Here is a 17,896-nt window from a genome sequence, read left to right as displayed (position 1 = left end):
AAGCAAGCTTCCAAAACCTTTAATGGCATTTTTTTTGTCGTAAACTGTAACAGTTCTTTAAATGATTCATCTTTTAATAAGTTAACACTACAATTATGAAAAAACTGTTTACACTCAGTCTAATACTCCTTTCCACTACTATTTTTTCACAAAGAATGATTGATACTGAGGTAGGGGAGTTTAACAAAATCAAGGTTTTTGACCTAATCGAAGTAAATCTTATTCAATCTGAAGAAGATAGGATTGTGATAAAGGGAAGGAATGTGGATGATATTATTTGGATGAATAAAGGAGGGGTGCTCAAATTAAGAATGAAGTTGGATAGAAAGTTTTTAGGGGAGCATACCTTGATTGAAGTCTATTATACAGATTTGGATGTCATTGATGGTAATGAAGGAGCCCAAATTACATGCAATGAAATGGTAAAGAAAAATCGAATTGAACTAAAGGCACAAGAAGGGGCTATGATTCGAATTGGAATGGACGTGGAATATGCGGATATAAGGGCGGTAACAGGAGGAATAGTTCAAGCTTCTGGTTTGGCTCAAAACCAAAGCATAGTAATCAATACTGGTGGTATTTTTGATGGCAAGGATTTAAGAACGGCCACAACGGATGTTAGAATTTCTGCTGGAGGCGAAGCAGACGTCTTTGCATCCCAACAAGTAGACATCAGTGTAAAGGCAGGTGGGGATGTACATGTTTATGGAAAGCCAAAAAAAGTATATAAGAACACCTTTATTGGTGGCAGGGTCTATATGGTAGACTGATACATAATGATTAATACCTAATAAAAAAGGCCCCTAATAATTATAAGGGGCCTTTTTTGGTTTTGATACGTTTATTTCTTAAAAATGTATCTGGTAATAAAAATTCCCTGTCCATCATCATCCCCTCCGTCACTTTCAACAGCGCTGCTAACAAAGGCCAATTGCCAACCATTTGCTACCATATCATTGATCATAGAGGTCAGTAAGGCGTCATTGGCCGCAATATTTTGAAATCGGATTCCACCAATATTGAAAAAATTCAACAATTTGGTTTCCTCAAAGTTTTTCACTCTGATTTTGCCTCTTTTCGATTTGTTTCGGGTGTTGTCATCCTCAGTCTGAACACTGGTGTACTCCCTGTAATCTTTCTCTTCTAGAGTATTTATGATCCGTGACCTGCCCAATCCGTTTGGTACAATGGATTCAACACTGGTGATTACTTTATACTCTTGGGCATTTGCTCCAAAAGCCATGGTTAATATTAAACCTGTAACTAATAAAATTTTCTTCATGATTATTGTTTTTTCTATAACACAAAGACAACACCATTAAGCTAAGGGTTGCATACAGGTCAATAAAAAAGCCCTTTGCTATTGCAAAGGGCTCTGTATATGTATAAAATCTAAAGATTTTACTTCTTAAAAATATATCTGGTGATAAAAATACCTTTTCCATCACCTTTTCCACCTTCACTTTCAACAGCACTTGTTACAAAGGCCAGTTCCCAGCCATTGGCCACCATGTCATTGATCATAGAAGTTAGCAATGCATCATTGGCAGCAATGTTTTGGAAACGGATACCGCCAATATTGTAGAAGTTCAACAATTTGGTTTCCTCAAAATTCTTTACACGGATGTCACTACGTTTTGATTTGTTTCTGGTGTTGTCCTCATCGGTCTGTACACTTGTGTATTCTCTGTAATCTTTATCCTCCAAAGCATTTACGATTCTGGAACGTCCCAGACCGTTTGGTACAATGGATTCTACGCTGGTAATAACCTTAAATTGTTGTGCATTCATTTCAATTGTTGCAGTTAGGGCTATCACTGCGATAAAAAAGATTTTTTTCATGATTAAATTATTTTGGTTTAACAAACTGTTGAATACATATATCGTACCAATTAGAGGATTATTGTTTCTTTGCAATTAAAATATTAAGAAATAGTGCAAGGAACTGTGTATAAATCTACTGGAAGCTGGTATACTGTTAAAACAGAAGAAGGTAGCTTTTATGAATGCCGTATCAAAGGTAAGTTCCGCATTAAGGGAATTAAAAGCACTAACCCGGTTGCAGTGGGAGATATTGTAACTTTTGATTTAAAAGAGATTGGAGATGAAAAAGTAGCGGTTATAACAGATATAACAGAACGAAAGAATTACATCATTCGAAAATCTGTAAATCTATCCAAGCAGACCCATATCATAGCAGCTAATTTGGATCAAGTTTTTTTATTGGTCACTTTAAACAATCCGCCAACCTTTACCAGTTTTATAGATAGATTTTTGGTTACGGCTGAAGCCTACGATATTCCGGTGGTACTGCTTTTTAATAAAATGGATGTTTACAACGACCAAGAAATGGCAGAGATAGATTACTTGGTGCAGTTGTATAAGGATATTGGATATCATTGCATAGATATTGCAGCTAAAGAAGGAGTAAATGTGGAAATGGTAAAGGAATTGATGGTGGACAAAACCAGTATGTTTGCCGGTCATTCCGGCGTAGGGAAATCTACTCTGGTAAATGCATTGGAACCAGGGTTGAAACTTAAAACTGCCGAGATTTCAGAACAACATCTACAAGGGCAGCATACAACGACTTTTGCCGAAATGTATGACCTTTCTTTTGAGGCAAGAATAATTGATACACCTGGAATTAAGGGATTTGGTATTGTAGATATGGAGAAAGATGAGGTTGGAGATTATTTTCCAGAGTTCTTTAAACTCAAATCAGAGTGTAAGTTCAACAATTGCCTGCATTTGGATGAACCTAAATGCGCAATAAAAAATGCTTTGGAGAACGATAATATCTCTTGGAGTAGATACCGGAGTTATGTGCAAATGATAACTGGGGAAGATGAAAACTATAGAGTGGACATTTATAAATAGAACAAATTGAGAGCGGTTGTACAAAGAGTTTCGCGAGCTAGCGTAACGGTGGATGGTGAGATTATTTCAAGTATTGAAAACGGGCTTCTGATTCTTTTAGGTATAGAAGATGCCGATGGGAAGGAAGATATGGATTGGTTGTCCAAAAAAATTGTAAATCTTCGCATTTTTGGTGATGACGAAGGAGTCATGAACCGTTCAGTACTGGATGTTGGGGGAGATGTAATAGTGGTAAGCCAGTTTACATTGCACGCTCAGACAAAAAAAGGAAATCGGCCATCTTATATAAAAGCCTCCAAGCCAGATATTGCCGTTCCAATTTATGAAACTTTCATTTCGCAACTAGAAACAAATCTTGGAAAAAAAGTAGGAACGGGAATCTTTGGAGCAGATATGAAAGTAGACTTATTGAACGATGGACCTGTGACTATTATAATTGATACAAAAAACAAGGAATAGAGGTCGTTAGTCGAAATAGTTGGTTTTTTGTGAGAAAATTAACAATTTTGCACAGCGTAATTTAACCTACCATTCTTAATGCGAATTCTTACTTTTTTTCTACTCATATCAAGTGTTCATTTTTCTTTTTCACAAAATTATAGTTATAGCGCGATTCCCGAAGAACTTTTAAAGAATGCAAATGCCATAGTGCGTTTGGATGAAATGGATATTTCATTGCATGCTGTAAATAAGATGACCTACAAGGGGAAAATTGTAACTACAGTTTTAAACAAAAAAGGAGGACGGAAAGCATTCAATAGCCTTTATTATGATAAACAAAAGAAAATAAAGGATGTAGAAGTAATTGTATACGATAAAACTGGCAGAGAAATTAACAAGTATTCCAAACGCAAATTTATGGATGCTAGTGCGGTAGATGGATTTTCGTTGTATCTAGATGACCGGGTCTTATACCATAGATATATTCCTGTAGAATACCCATATACAATTTCATTTACCTATGAGATGGAAACTTCGGATACCGGTGTAATTCCTCCTTGGTATTTTTTGAGTTCCTATGGTGAGAGCGTATCCAAAAGTAGATATAGAATATCATACAGCTCGGAAAAATTAAAGCCTATCATCAAGGAGTTCAACTTAGAAGATTTTGATTATGAAAAAAATGAATCGTCCAACTTTATCGAATATAAAGCTGATAACATTTCGGCCCTAAAGAGTGAAATCCTTAGCCCATCCCTAAGTAAGATTACACCTAGGTTAATGTCAAGAATCAAGAATTTTCATTTTAAAGGGCAAGATGCCAGTGTAGATAATTGGAAAGAATTTGGGACTTGGGTAAATGACAAACTATTGTATGGCCGTGATCAGCTAGAGCCAAGTACTGTACAAACTGTCAAAAAGTTAGTGGCGGAAGAAGAAGATTCTTTAGAAAAGGCTAAAATAATCTATAAATATGTACAGGATAATACCAGATATGTGAGCGTGCAAATTGGTATAGGAGGTTTCCAACCTATAAGTGCCATTGAAGTTGATAGGGTGAAATATGGCGACTGTAAAGGGCTTTCAAACTATACCAAAGCTCTACTGAAAGCGGTAGGAGTTCAATCATATTATGCTGTTGTTGAAGCTGGAAGGGATAAGGTAGATTTTGAAGACGACTTTGCGGACTTGACCCAGGGAAATCATGCAATATTGGCAATACCATATAAAGGAACTTATTATTGGATAGATTGTACATCCCAAATTCTACCTTTTGGATATATAGGGCGATTTACTGATGATAGAAAGGTCATGATTGTTAAACCAGAGGGTGGAGAGATTGTAACCACTACACCTTATTTAGATGCAGAAAATCATCAAAAAACGACAAGTATTGTTAGACTAAATAAAGATGGTGGCATACACGCGGATGCCAAAATAATAACCAAAGGCTCACAGTATTATTCTCATTTTAGATTGGAGCAAGAACCTGAGGATAAAGTACTGGAACATTATAAAGAGTATTGGAGTTATATCAATAACTTGAAAGTTGAGCAATATCAATTTAAGAACGATAAGGATAGCATTGTTTTCAGTGAAAATGTTTCGATACAAGCCAATAACTATGCCTCCCCAAGTGGGAAAAGAGTTTTGTTGCCTATAAATGTGCTCAATAGAAGTGGTTTTATTCCCCAAAGATATCGCAATAGAAAGCTTCCATTTGAAATTCAGAGAGGCTATTTGGATGAAGATGAAACTGTAATTGAAATTCCTGATGACTACGAAGTAGAAGCGATACCGGAAAGCACAAGCATAGAGAATAAGTTTGGCTTTTACACCACGGAAATTGTGATTAATGATAAAAAAATTAACTACAGGAGAAAGCTACTGGTTAAACATGGGGAATACTCCAAGACCGATTATGATGCCTATAGAAAATTCCAAAAAGAAGTGACTCGAAATGATAACTCCAAAATTGTATTGATCAAACCATAAACCATGAAAAAAGTATTGTTTTTTTTAGCTTTTTTAATTGTCCAAAGCATTTTGGCGCAAGACCATTCCTTTGGAAAAGTTTCCAAAGAAGAACTTGAGGAGAAATTTAACCCTGCTGATTCTTCTGCCTCGGCCACTTACTTGTACAAGTATAGAAAAACCCATTTTGAGTATTTGAACGATGAAGGCTTCCAGCTTTTGACAGAAGTCCATGAACGGATTAAAATCTACAATAAGGAAGGGCTTGATTACGCCACCAAGAAAATCAACCTTTATAAAAATTCAAGCGCAAAAGAAAAAGTTGGGATGCTGAAAGCAAGCACCTATAATTTGGTCGATGGTAAAATTGAGGCTGAAAAACTTAAAAAAGATGGTGAGTTTGAGACAGAATTGAATAAATATTATAACCAGAAATCCTTTACAATGCCAAAAGCTAAGGAGGGCTCGGTAATCGAATATAAATATCGAATTATTTCTCCATTTGTGTTTAACGTAGATGAGTTTGTTTTTCAACATGATATTCCAATTAAGAAACTTAATGCAATTATGGAAGCCCCAGAGTATTTTAGTTTTAGGGTAAATATGAAAGGCTTTCTAAATATCACACCTAAGGTGAGCAGTAAAAATGGAAAGATCCAAATAAAAAATAGGGTTAGGCAGTCTTCTCAGGGATACAGTTTATCTGGAGGAAATAGCGTCACCAAATTTTCCACATCTAACATTGATTATAAAATTGATACCTATCATTATGATTTTAACAATGTGCCTACTCTAAAAGAGGAACCATATGTAAATAATATTGATAATTACAGATCAGGGGTAAAATATGAGCTTTCGTATATTAAGTACCCAAACTCTGGGCCTAAATTTTACTCAACCACATGGGAAGATGTGATCAAGACCATTTATGACAGTTCTAATTTTGGTTCTGAACTAAACAAAACAAATTACTATAAAGAGGATTTAAACACCTTTTTGCTCGATGTTACAGATAATGACAAAAAAATAGAACTCATTTTAGATTTTGTTAAATCTAAAGTCAAATGGAATGATTACAATGGAAAGTATACAACTTCTGGAGGAGTAAGAAAAGCTTATAAGGAGCAAACAGGAAATGTAGCAGAAATTAACCTAATGCTAACCTCAATGCTTAGATATGCTGGTTTTAATGCTAATCCAGTTTTGGTGAGTACACGAACAAACGGGATTCCTCTTTTTCCAACAAGGGAGGGCTATAACTATGTTATTTGTGCCATTACTGAACCTAACAATGTTACACTTTTAGATGCATCAAGCCAGTTTAGTACTCCCAATGTATTGCCCTTTAGAACCTTAAACTGGGAAGGTAGAATTATTAAAAAAGAAGGCACTTCCAAAGTGGTGGATCTTTATCCTAAAACTAAGAGTATGCAAAAAATATTTGTACACAATACTTTGGAAGAAAATGGGGATTTAAATGGAAAAATAAGAATCCTATACAAAGATCATGATGCGTTAAAATTTAGGAATGAATATTTAAAAGCTGATCAGGAGGATTATTTGGTAGGGTTAGAAGAGAAAAATGGAGGTCTTGAGATATCAAATTTCAATGTTAAGAATGAACAAGAATTATCTAAACCAGTAATGGTCTCCTATGATTTTTACCGAGATGGTGCATTTGAAAAGATCGGAGAAAGGATTTACATATCCCCTCTGTTTTTTTTAACAACAAGTACCAATCCCTTTACTTTAGAGAAAAGAGAATATCCGGTCGATTTTGGATATCCAAGTGGCAAGGATATCATTTCAACTGTTAAAATTCCTGTTGGATTTCAAATAGAATCTTTACCTGAGCCTATGGTGCTTCTCATGCCAGATGGACTTGGACAGATAAGATATAACATTCAAGGTCAAGGTGATGATTCAATTCAATTAAAGGTAGTGTCGGAGATCAATCAAGCGATAATAACTCCAATGTACTATGATACATTGAAAGATTATTACAAGAAAATGATAGAAAAGCTGAATGAAAAAGTAGTTTTGTCTAAAATCTAGTTTATGAATATCCAAAATGCCCAAAAAGCTGTTGATGAGTGGATTAAAAACCACGGAGTACGTTACTTTAACGAACTCACCAATATGGCACAACTTACAGAAGAGGTAGGGGAAGTAGCCCGGATTATTGCTAGGCGTTATGGCGAACAAAGTGAAAAGGATTCAGATAAAAACAAAGATTTAGGTGAAGAATTGGCTGATGTTCTTTTTGTTGTGTTATGTCTGGCCAACCAAACAGGGATAGATTTACAGGAATCTTTTGACAAAAAATTGGACCTTAAGGCAAAACGGGACCATGATCGTCACCAGAATAACGAAAAACTCAAATAAAACAGTTTACATCACAACTTAATAAAGGTGTTTTTTCTAGCTTTGGGCTTTCAATCAAACCAAAAGTAATTGAGACTCCAACTTTCATTCCCGGCCGAGAAAAAAATTAACAAAACGATAAAGATTACTGGCTCCAAAAGCGAGACTAACAGGTCTTTATTGCTCAAAGCACTTTTTGCAAATGTTACTATTGAAAACCTGTCCAATTCAGATGATGGCCAAGTAATGCAAAAAGGATTGAACACATCACATGGTGAAGTTGACATTCACCACGCTGGAACTGCAATGCGGTTTTTAACCGGATATTTTGCCTCTCAAGCTGGAAAGGAAGTGGTATTGACCGGTTCCAAGCGTATGAAAGAGCGCCCTATCAAAGTGTTGGTTGATGCGCTTCGTGATTTAGGTGCAGAAATCGATTATATGGGAGAGGAAGGTTGTCCTCCCATCAAAATAAAAGGAAAAAAACTAGTTAAAAACAAGGTTTCTTTACCAGCCAATATTAGTAGTCAATATATTTCTTCGTTATTGCTCATAGCACCAAGCCTTGAATATGGCTTGGAAATGGAACTCATTGGAAAGATTACTTCGGTCCCATACATTAAAATGACCTTGGGACTCCTTGGCCAAATTGGAGTGGAAACATCATTTGAGGGAAATACCATAAAAGTAACTCCAAAAAAACAGGTCAAGGATACAACCTTGGTTGTGGAATCAGACTGGAGTTCTGCAAGTTATTTTTATAGTATTGTTGCATTATGCAGTGTAGGAACCGAGATTAAATTATCCTCTTACAAAGAGAATTCTCTTCAAGGTGATAGTGTTTTGGTGAAAATCTATAAGGATTTTGGAGTAGAAACGAACTTTTCAGATAACCAGATTACCCTTTCTAAGGTTAAAGAATGTTCGTTGGATACGGTAAATTATGACCTATCCAATGCTCCTGATATCGCCCAGACAATTTCTGTAACTTGTTTAGGGCTTGGAATGGGCTGTTATCTAACAGGATTACATACGCTTCCCATAAAAGAAACTGATCGTCTAGGAGCAATGAAGACCGAATTGGAGAAACTCGGCGCAAAAGTGGATATTGACTCTGAAAGTCTTACACTGCAACCAACAAAAGAGATTCTTTCTGGAATATCCATAGATACGTATAATGATCATAGAATGGCCATGGCATTTGGTCCTTTGGCCCTTAAAACGGACTTCTTTGTTAATGATGCAGAGGTAGTTTCCAAGTCTTATCCTGATTTTTGGAGCGATCTTAAAACACTCGGTTTTAGCGTACAGGAAATGTAATTTGCATTTAATCACCAAATTACTTGACATCCCCTATACCGAGATTGTATATTTGCCATCTTTTAGAAAAACCAAAATAGCTCTACATGAAATTATCAAACTTCAACTTTGAATTACCTAAGGAATTACTGGCCGAATATCCTGCAGAAAACAGGGACGAATCCAAATTAATGGTCATTCATAGAGAAACAGGAAAAATTGAACATAAAATGTTCAAAGACCTTATTGATTATTTTGATGAAGATGATGTAATGGTCTTGAACAATACAAAAGTGTTTCCTGCAAGATTATACGGAAACAAGGAAAAAACTGGAGCTCGTATCGAGGTTTTTTTACTTCGTGAACTAAATCAGGAGCAACGTCTGTGGGATGTTTTGGTAGATCCGGCAAGAAAAATAAGAATAGGGAACAAACTCTATTTTGGGGAAGATGAGAGTTTGGTGGCAGAAGTAATAGATAACACAACTTCCAGAGGAAGAACCCTTCGTTTTCTTTATGATGGGTCCTATACCGATTTTAGAAGAAAACTTCGTGAATTGGGAGAAACTCCACTTCCTAAATACATAAAAAGAGATGTAGAGCCAGAAGATGAAGAACGTTACCAGACAATTTATGCCAAATATGAAGGTGCTGTGGCCGCACCAACTGCCGGGTTACATTTTTCTAAGCATTTGCTAAAAAGATTGGAGATCAAGGGAGTTGATTTTGCCGAAGTGACCCTTCATGTTGGTTTGGGAACTTTTAACCCAGTTGAGGTGGAAGACCTTTCAAAACATAAAATGGATAGCGAAGAGTTGGTAATTGATGAAAAAGCTACGGAAGTAGTGAACAATGCAAAAACAAATAAGAAGCGTGTTTGTGCTGTGGGAACTACAGTAATGCGTGGGTTGGAAAGTGCGGTATCATCAGAACATACCTTAAATACTTTTGAAGGATGGACAAACAAGTTCATATTCCCTCCATATGATTTTAGTATTGCTAATTGCATGATTACCAATTTTCATTTGCCAAAATCTACATTGTTAATGATGGTTTCAGCATTTGTTGGCCATGATTTAATGAAAAAAGCCTACAAGCAAGCTATTTTGGAAGGATACCGTTTTTACTCCTACGGAGATGCAATGTTGGTTATATAAAGAATAAAATTTCCTCCAGAGGAAACCTTAAAGTAAAATCCCGTTAGACATATTCAGTTCATCGGGATTTTTTCTTGATTATATTTGGCTCGTGGAAACCAAAAAGAAGGACATAAGGGCACTTACCAAAGATCAACTACGGGATTTTTTCGCCAATCAAGGCGATAAAGCTTTCCGTGGCAACCAAGTATATGAATGGTTGTGGCAAAAATCTGCCCATTCTTTTGAGGGAATGACCAATATTTCCAAAGAAACACGTAAGATGTTGGAAGATAACTTTGTTATCAACCACATTCAAGTAGATCAAATGCAGCGCAGTGTAGATGGAACGATCAAAAATGCAGTACGACTTCACGATGATTTAATAGTAGAATCAGTTCTAATTCCCACAGAAACAAGAACAACAGCGTGTGTGTCAAGTCAGGTAGGTTGCAGTTTGGATTGCCGATTTTGTGCCACCGCTCGGTTAAAGCGAATGCGTAACTTAAATCCTGATGAAATCTATGATCAAGTAGTTGCTATTGATAACGAAAGTCGGTTGTATTTTGATAGACCATTGAGCAATATTGTGTTCATGGGGATGGGAGAGCCTTTGATGAACTATAACAATGTGCTAAAAGCCATTGAAAAGATTACCTCACCAGAAGGCTTGGGAATGTCACCAAAGCGAATTATAGTCTCTACCTCCGGAGTTCCCAAAATGATTAAAAAAATGGCGGATGAGGAGGTTAAGTTTGGATTGGCCGTATCGCTACATTCAGCAATAGACGAAGTGCGGACATCCATTATGCCGTTCAATGCAACTTTTCCTTTAAAAGATTTAAGGGAGGCGCTCCAGTATTGGTACAACAAGACCAAAAATAGGATTACCTACGAATATGTGATTTGGGAAGGCATCAATGATACTAAAGAAGCTGCTGATGCTTTGGTCAAATTCTGCAAATTTGCCCCTTCAAAAGTTAACTTGATAGAATATAACCCCATTGATGACGGTGAGTTTCAACAAGCCTCCAATCAAGCTGTAGAGATGTACAAACATACTTTGGAGAAAAATGGAATAACTGTCACTGTTAGAAGATCACGTGGTAAAGACATTGATGCAGCTTGCGGACAGTTGGCCAATAAGAGTTGATTTTTGATAATTCCGAAGAGGATTCTATTTCTTTTTTAGTTCGTATTTGTAGAATCCAACATCATTTTTATGTGCTGATATGATCAACTTATTTTCAGTCAAGGAATAGTTGTATTCACCATTGAGAATTAAGTTCCAATCAAAATCAGCAGTCCAGACATTTTCGTCATTAAATTCAATGGTAGTATTTTGCACTTTATATTTTCCATTTCCACCCGCAGGAAGCCTATTGGCACCTGTTGAACTTGAAAATTGCCCGTTGATGAGTGAGACTTGGACTGGGTTCGACAGAGTTTCATCATTTCCATATTTCACTGTAAATACCCCCTCATACTCTCCTTCAAGGGTTGTTGGAGAATCATTTTCACTTTTGCTGCAGTTTATAAAGAATGCAACGACTAGGATAGAAAATATAACTGTAATTTTAGATTTCATTTCTTTTTCTTTATTCCAAGGATGTAAAAAGAGTGTTAGAGTTGCGCTTGACCATGCTTATTTTTTGACATGCAACAATCAACTCTATCATTTTCCCTACTTTTAGGCTTTCAAACCAAATTAACCAAACACGGTTGCGTTGAAGGTAGTTTCGCAGATTAGGGAGCCCATTGAAAAAGAAATGGAACTTTTTGAGGATAAGTTCTTAAAGTCCATGTCTTCAAAAGTGGCATTGTTTAATAGAATTACTTACTACATCGTCAATAGAAAAGGAAAGCAAATGCGTCCCATGTTCGTATTTCTTACCGCTAAATTGATCAATGAAGGTAGTATAAATGATCGGACGTATTGTGGTGCATCCATTATTGAACTGATTCATACCGCAAGTTTGGTTCATGATGATGTGGTGGATGATAGTCATAAACGGAGGGGCTTTTTCTCTATAAATGCGCTTTGGAAAAATAAAATTGCAGTTTTGGTAGGTGATTTCCTTTTTTCTAAAGGAGTTTTGGTGGCTTTGGAAAACAAAGATTATGATTTGCTTCATATCATTTCCAATGCAGTTAAGGACATGAGCGAAGGGGAGCTACTGCAGATTGAAAAAGCAAGACTTCTGGATATTACCGAAGAGGTGTATTATGATATTATCCGTCAAAAAACTGCAACTTTGATTGCTGCCTGTTGCAGTATGGGAGCTTGTTCTGTGAAGCCAGACTCTGAACATGTGGAAATATTCAGAAAGTTTGGAGAGCTTTGTGGTATGGCCTTTCAAATAAAAGATGACCTTTTTGATTATGGGGCCGACAAGATTGGAAAACCTACTGGCATAGACATTAAGGAGCAAAAAATGACCCTTCCACTTATTTATGCGCTGAACCAAAGTGACAAAGAAAAAAAACGATGGTTGATCAACTCGATCAAAAACCATAATAAGGATAAGAAAAGGGTGAAAGAAGTTATTGCCTATGTGAGAGAAATGGGAGGATTGGAATATGCAGTCTCGAAAATGCTTTCTTTTAAAGATGAGGCTCTGTCATTGTTGGACAATTACCCCGATTCAAAATATAAAGATGCCCTTACCTTAATGGTCAATTATGTGGTTGACCGAAAAAAGTAATATTTAGCAAACCTATTCATTAGTTATACTGAGCGTTGTCCAGGTGTATTTTTTCTTGTAAAAATGAATTTGGTAGAGGACATATATTACCAACATCAGAAAAAATCTATACCCTAGACAACCTTTTTAGAAACCACTGCGTCTATCTTTATAGAAAACAAACCGAGAACCACTTTTGAAAATTGTGTCATTATATACCAATGAAAAACTTTTGATCAAAAAGGCGATAGCTGGAGATCAAAGAATGCAAAGACAATTGTATGAGAAGCATGCTCCTAAAATGTTGGGTGTTTGTAGGCAATACATTAAGGATCTACAGTTTGCAGAAGATGTGATGGTTAATGGGTTTGTTAAAGTCTTTCAAAATTTGAAATCTTTTCAACACAAGGGAAGTTTTGAAGGATGGATCAGGAAAATCATGGTACGAGAGAGTATTTCTTATTTACGCAAAAAACAGTTTGTGGTTTATGATGATGAGATTTCTGAATCCCAATCAAAAGAGTTGGATAATGGTTCTTCATTATTGGATATGGAGTATGTGCAACATCTGATAGATGGATTACCTGAGGGATACAAAATGGTCTTTTTGTTATATGCCATAGAGGGATATAAACATCATGAAATAGCAGAAATGCTAAAAATATCAGAAGGAACATCAAAATCACAACTGTTCAAAGCAAGAAAAATGCTCCAGGAAAACTTAAAATTGAAAGGAATGTCACCTCGGACAAAGTCAAGGGATAAATAGGAAGAATGATGGAAAAGTTAGAAAAACATATCAAAGAAAAACTTGGGGAACGTAAAATCACTCCTTCGTCAGAAGCTTGGGATAAAATTGCTTCCCAAGTAACTGTGGAAGGAAAACCAAAACAGAAGAGATGGTTCCCCTATGCCATAGCAGCAAGCTTTATTGGGATTCTTGTGATTTCAATAGTGGTATTTACTTCCAAATCACCTGAGGAAGATACCATTCAGTTGGTGGAGGAAAACAAGTCAAATGAAACCGAAATTCAACGTAAAGAAAAAACATTAGAGGTACAACCTATAAAACAAGAAAAATCGGAAGTTGTTGAAAATCAAATAGAAGAAGAGGTTTTTCAAAAGGAAGCACGGCATGTAAAAGTCTTGGAAGACACCTTGCAATCGTCTGAATTGGCAGAGCGGACAGAGAAACAACCTTTAAACGATGTTTTTCTAGAAAAATCTGACCAGTTGATTACCCAAAAAGTAAACGAAATTGCGGAACAAGTGGCATTGTTAGAGAGTACTAACACAGAGGTCACAGATGTAGAAGTGGATTCCCTTTTAAGAGCAGCTCAAAAAGAGATTCTTACAGAACAACTTTTTGCGTCGAATGGAACTGTAGATGCCATGGCTTTGTTGGCGCAAGCTGAGGACGAGTTGGATGAATCGTTCAGAAATCAAATTTTTGACGCTCTCAAAGATGGTTACTCCAAACTTAGAACTGCTGTGGCCGAAAGGAACAATTAGAATATTCATCAATCAAAAACACCTTTTTAATTTTCCCATCTTGGTTATTTCAGGATGGGAGGTTAGAAGGGTCATAAATCAAAGAAGATCATGAGTAAAATTACACTGTATTTAGCTACAATATTATTGTTGCTTCTTTCTCAAACTATTGTTGCACAAGAAGTTTATGAGCAGAAAATAGAAGTTTTGAAGGCTCAAAAAGAGAAAATTTCTGAACAGGAAAAAGAAGCTTTAAAGTTTGAAATTGAAGAAATCAACAAACGATTAAAAAACAAAGATATTTCTGAAAGTGAGGCCAAAATTTTAAAAGAGGCTGCTGCTAAAAAAAGAGCGTTGAACATAGAAAATAGAATTGGTATAATAGATAATCAAATTTCTCTTTTGGAGCGCAATGAAGGTGATACACTAGCTGAAATAGAGGTGGATTCTCTTGATATTGATAGGATTGGTTTTACAATAGACGTTAATGGGGAACCTTTGGTCATTTCAAGATCGCGGAAATGGAAAAGGGAGATAAAATACGACAGGCGTACGTACTCTGATTTTGTTTTTGCGATTGGATTGAACAGTGCTTTGATTGAAGGCCAGTCGTTGGATAATTCACCATATAAAATTGGCGGGAGTCGATTTTTTGAAATGGGTTGGCAATGGCGTACCCGGGTTTTTGACAGGTCTAATTGGTTGCGACTCCACTATGGCTTTTCTTTTCAGTTTAATGGATTAAAACCGGATAACAATCAGATTTTTGTGCAAAATGGGAATCAGACCATGTTGGAGGAGTTTGAATTTGAACTGGACAAATCCAAATTACGGATGGATAACCTTGTATTTCCGGTACATTTTGAGTTTGGCCCTTCAAGATTCCGTAAGACGGAGAAGAGCATACGATATTCCATTCAAAACCAATTTAGAATGGGAATTGGTGGATATGGAGGATTTAACCTTGGTACTCGTCAAAAATTGAAATATAATCGTGATGGAGAACAAGTAAAGGATAAATTCAAACGAGATTACAATACCAGCGATTTAATATATGGGCTAAGTGCATATGCGGGCTTTGATGGAGTGCTCTTGTACATTAAGTACGATTTAAACCCAATTTTTAAAGATGCAGCTATAAAACAAAATAATATTTCCTTGGGCTTTCGGTTCGATTTGTAAACCAATTTACGAGTCATATTTAGTGCGGTCTGGAACAAGTTTATGTGTATATCTGGGCCGCATTTGATATGATAGAATTAAAAAACGAAAAATATGTTGTATGTTTTGAAGCGTTTTCTTCTTTAATGGATGAACCCAAGTCCATGTTTTATAAATCTAAAACCACTATACATATATTCAACAGCTTTAACTTCTTTTTTAAGCATTATAATTGATTAGATATACTATTTAATAAATAGGAAGTGTTGATGGCTACAGCACTTAAATCATTATCAATTATGAATAAAATGTGTCTTGTCCCTGTATTGCTTTTGTTTTCTTATGCCAATAACATAGATTTTACGGCTATGGGAGTGAACGGAATGACGGTTCAATTTTATGATGCGTCAATTCTGGAAGATAATCTTACGATAAACTCATATTTATGGGATTTTGGGGATGGTGAAACATCAAAAGAGAAAGATCCAATACACACATATAGGGTGGAGGGTGTTTATAAGGTATGTTTATCAATCAATGGATTGGATCCAGTTTGTAAAGAAGATACTTTTTTTATTACAAAAAATGGGATTATGGTGAGGTTTGATGATACCGTTTGGCCAAATGGTAATATTTCCACCGTATCATCACCTTTTGGTTCCAGATGGAAAAAATCAGAATCTCGTTACGATTTTCATAGAGGCATTGATATTCCGGGAAATTTGGATGATCCAATTGTTAGTATTGCAGATGGAGTTGTACATAGTGCCTATTCCGAAAATGATCCTGATAACCCCTTTAGTTCAACGACTGTGGTAATAAGTCATCAAATGGAAACGCCATTCTTCTTTAAAGGGAAATTTATAAAGAACTATTATTCCCTTTCTTCCCATTTAAATAGTATTTCTCCAGGGATTCAGCAGGGAGCAGTTGTAAAGAAGGGTGATTTAATAGGTGGGGTGGGGCAAACAGGCCAAACAATATTTAACCATAATCATTTTGAAATACGTGTAGGAGTGTTATGTTCAATAGAATCTCAGCAAAATGGGGGTTGTTCATCTTCAAATCCATTTTCAGAGGTTGTGGACCCCCATGTAAATCCACTTTTGTTTTTGGACTATTTTTTATACAATACAAATTCGTTGAAATATGAAGTTGTGGGAAACAATCCACTTAAAATTAAAGTTAAGTCCAATAGGTTAGAAATTGATTTTAATGAGATAGAGGTTGTGTCAGGAGCTGATAATAAATTAATCAATTTTAATGACAGACAAGGAATAGACCCGTCTAATATTGATGCTGCTGTATTTGAGGATGTTGGTGTTGATGCTGGCCTGTATACCGACAAAGGGAATGAGGACTATGAAGTTACATTCACACTCTACAGCTATTCAAATTTTGATGAAATACGGGTTAAAGACATATGGAATAACCCTTCAAGCCTATCAAATGAACCTCAAAATGACAGTACTCTTCGTCCGTATCCCAATCCTGCAGATGAAAATATTTATTTAACAGCTTTGGGAGAGAACGAAGTATTTAGCTTCCAATTATTTGATAGCTCGGGAGCTTTTGTCAAACAGGGACAATTAAATGGTCCCATACCAATAGAGAATCTTTCATCTGGAGTGTACTATTTAAAATTGATAAGTCATGATGAAAATTCACCGGAGATAAGAAGTTATAAAATACTGAAAAAGTAAAACTTCAATAGCCTAAATGTTGTTGTTGAAAGTGAAATGTGCTAGAAAGCTTTTTCAATTTCTGCAGTAAATTCTTCTCTATAATACACCTTTTTGCAGTGGGAGCACTCCGCAAATCGCGCTGTATTCAACTTGAAAATGGGAATCCAGAAAAGATGTACATAATTGGACTGTGAAACAGCGGTCAGTGTTCCTGTTTGGGAACAATGTGGGCATGAAACATTATGTAATGTTTTGGTTTCTTTTTTACCAGGTCGTGTGCCGAAGAAGAGAATCATAACAACGCAAAATTAATGTTCTTCCAGAAAATATCGTGTAGAATGGTGTCAATTTAAATCTAATACAACAAATATTGTTTTGATTTATCTCTCCAGCCAGATTTGTAATCTGAGTCTACAAAATGGATTTTTAAATCCGCTTTGTAATCGGCATCAACAAAATAAATTTTCTTTTGAGCCTTATAATCAACATCCGTAAAATACCATTTGCCTTCATTTTCCTTGGCTTTGTATTCGGCATCCACTTTGTACACCAAGAGATGGGCTTTGTACGCTCTATCAACAACATATACTTTAATATCAGCTTTGTAATCTCTATCAGTAGAATAAATTTTTTGTGCGTTAATAGTGTATGCAAGAAATAATGTTGTTATTAATGAGAGCGCTCTTTTCATGTTGTTTGTTAAGTATGACTGTAGTATTAATATCAAGCTTTGTACCAAAGATTTTAGTTATGTTCGGCCCTAACATTATGAACTTCTCTT

At 35.9% G+C, this 17,896-nt stretch carries 19 protein-coding genes; 14 read left to right on the top strand and 5 right to left on the bottom strand.

Annotated elements, in window-relative coordinates:
- Positions 1-95: 95 nt before the first annotated feature.
- Positions 96-770, top strand: a complete 675-nt coding sequence (locus tag CRO15_RS13225; RefSeq protein ID WP_097046326.1) for a head GIN domain-containing protein — start codon at positions 96-98, stop codon at positions 768-770.
- Positions 771-841: 71 nt separating this feature from the next.
- Here the strand turns inward: CRO15_RS13225 and CRO15_RS13220 are convergent, their stop codons facing one another.
- Positions 842-1,282, bottom strand: coding sequence for a hypothetical protein (locus CRO15_RS13220; protein ID WP_097046325.1), 441 nt, complete (start codon positions 1,280-1,282; stop codon positions 842-844).
- 119 nt (positions 1,283-1,401) lie between these two features.
- Positions 1,402-1,842 carry a hypothetical protein gene (locus CRO15_RS13215; RefSeq protein ID WP_097046324.1) on the bottom strand — a complete coding sequence of 147 codons (441 nt, stop codon included), beginning with the start codon at positions 1,840-1,842 and terminating at the stop codon, positions 1,402-1,404.
- A 93-nt stretch (positions 1,843-1,935) separates the two neighbouring features.
- On the opposite strand from CRO15_RS13215, the gene rsgA reads away from it, so the two are divergent.
- From rsgA to rlmN, 8 genes are all read left to right on the top strand, one after another.
- The gene (gene rsgA, locus CRO15_RS13210) at positions 1,936-2,880 is read left to right on the top strand and encodes a ribosome small subunit-dependent GTPase A (protein WP_097046323.1); all 945 of its coding nucleotides are present in this window, start codon (positions 1,936-1,938) and stop codon (positions 2,878-2,880) included.
- Positions 2,881-2,886: 6 nt separating this feature from the next.
- Positions 2,887-3,339, top strand: coding sequence for a D-aminoacyl-tRNA deacylase (gene dtd, locus CRO15_RS13205; RefSeq protein ID WP_097046322.1), 453 nt, complete (start codon positions 2,887-2,889; stop codon positions 3,337-3,339).
- Positions 3,340-3,417: 78 nt separating this feature from the next.
- A complete protein-coding gene (locus CRO15_RS13200) occupies positions 3,418-5,316 on the top strand; it encodes a DUF3857 domain-containing protein (RefSeq protein WP_097046321.1) in 1,899 nt (632 codons plus the stop codon).
- A gap of 3 nt (positions 5,317-5,319) precedes the next feature.
- Entirely contained in the window at positions 5,320-7,350 is a 2,031-nt protein-coding gene (locus tag CRO15_RS13195; protein WP_097046320.1) for a DUF3857 domain-containing protein, read from the top strand.
- Positions 7,351-7,353: 3 nt separating this feature from the next.
- Positions 7,354-7,680, top strand: a complete 327-nt coding sequence (locus tag CRO15_RS13190) for a nucleotide pyrophosphohydrolase (protein ID WP_097046319.1) — start codon at positions 7,354-7,356, stop codon at positions 7,678-7,680.
- 69 nt (positions 7,681-7,749) lie between these two features.
- Positions 7,750-8,979 (top strand): 3-phosphoshikimate 1-carboxyvinyltransferase, encoded by a 1,230-nt coding sequence (locus tag CRO15_RS13185; RefSeq protein ID WP_097046318.1) that lies wholly within the window; start codon positions 7,750-7,752, stop codon positions 8,977-8,979.
- 86 nt (positions 8,980-9,065) lie between these two features.
- Positions 9,066-10,115, top strand: coding sequence for a tRNA preQ1(34) S-adenosylmethionine ribosyltransferase-isomerase QueA (gene queA / locus CRO15_RS13180; RefSeq protein WP_097046317.1), 1,050 nt, complete (start codon positions 9,066-9,068; stop codon positions 10,113-10,115).
- 91 nt (positions 10,116-10,206) lie between these two features.
- Positions 10,207-11,247 (top strand): dual-specificity RNA methyltransferase RlmN, encoded by a 1,041-nt coding sequence (gene rlmN, locus CRO15_RS13175; protein ID WP_097046316.1) that lies wholly within the window; start codon positions 10,207-10,209, stop codon positions 11,245-11,247.
- A 24-nt stretch (positions 11,248-11,271) separates the two neighbouring features.
- Here the strand turns inward: rlmN and CRO15_RS13170 are convergent, their stop codons facing one another.
- Positions 11,272-11,682 (bottom strand): hypothetical protein, encoded by a 411-nt coding sequence (locus CRO15_RS13170; RefSeq protein WP_097046315.1) that lies wholly within the window; start codon positions 11,680-11,682, stop codon positions 11,272-11,274.
- A gap of 139 nt (positions 11,683-11,821) precedes the next feature.
- On the opposite strand from CRO15_RS13170, the gene CRO15_RS13165 reads away from it, so the two are divergent.
- The 5 genes from CRO15_RS13165 (at position 11,822) to CRO15_RS13145 (ending at position 17,133) form a co-directional block, all read left to right on the top strand.
- Positions 11,822-12,799, top strand: coding sequence for a polyprenyl synthetase family protein (locus tag CRO15_RS13165; protein ID WP_097046314.1), 978 nt, complete (start codon positions 11,822-11,824; stop codon positions 12,797-12,799).
- 175 nt (positions 12,800-12,974) lie between these two features.
- The gene (locus CRO15_RS13160; RefSeq protein ID WP_097046313.1) at positions 12,975-13,547 is read left to right on the top strand and encodes an RNA polymerase sigma factor; all 573 of its coding nucleotides are present in this window, start codon (positions 12,975-12,977) and stop codon (positions 13,545-13,547) included.
- Between the two features lie 8 nt (positions 13,548-13,555).
- The gene (locus CRO15_RS13155; protein WP_207763888.1) at positions 13,556-14,290 is read left to right on the top strand and encodes a hypothetical protein; all 735 of its coding nucleotides are present in this window, start codon (positions 13,556-13,558) and stop codon (positions 14,288-14,290) included.
- Between the two features lie 90 nt (positions 14,291-14,380).
- Entirely contained in the window at positions 14,381-15,451 is a 1,071-nt protein-coding gene (locus CRO15_RS13150; protein ID WP_097046311.1) for a hypothetical protein, read from the top strand.
- A 278-nt stretch (positions 15,452-15,729) separates the two neighbouring features.
- Positions 15,730-17,133: a peptidoglycan DD-metalloendopeptidase family protein gene (locus CRO15_RS13145; RefSeq protein ID WP_165769956.1), complete on the top strand. Its 1,404-nt coding sequence runs from the start codon at positions 15,730-15,732 to the stop codon at positions 17,131-17,133.
- Positions 17,134-17,174: 41 nt separating this feature from the next.
- Here the strand turns inward: CRO15_RS13145 and CRO15_RS13140 are convergent, their stop codons facing one another.
- Both CRO15_RS13140 and CRO15_RS13135 read right to left on the bottom strand, forming a co-directional pair.
- Positions 17,175-17,411: a zinc-ribbon domain-containing protein gene (locus CRO15_RS13140; RefSeq protein WP_097046309.1), complete on the bottom strand. Its 237-nt coding sequence runs from the start codon at positions 17,409-17,411 to the stop codon at positions 17,175-17,177.
- Positions 17,412-17,470: 59 nt separating this feature from the next.
- On the bottom strand, positions 17,471-17,806 hold the full coding sequence (locus tag CRO15_RS13135) for a 7(1) septoil knot domain-containing protein (RefSeq protein ID WP_097046308.1): 336 nt from the start codon (positions 17,804-17,806) through the stop codon (positions 17,471-17,473).
- Between the last annotated feature and the right edge of the window lie 90 nt (positions 17,807-17,896).

It is taken from the genome of Flagellimonas pacifica (assembly GCF_900215465.1).
In the GTDB taxonomy this organism is placed as follows: Bacteria; Bacteroidota; Bacteroidia; order Flavobacteriales; family Flavobacteriaceae; genus Flagellimonas; species Flagellimonas pacifica.
The sequence above is the reverse complement of the archived record's forward strand: the minus strand, read 5'-3'. Positions and strand labels throughout refer to the sequence as shown.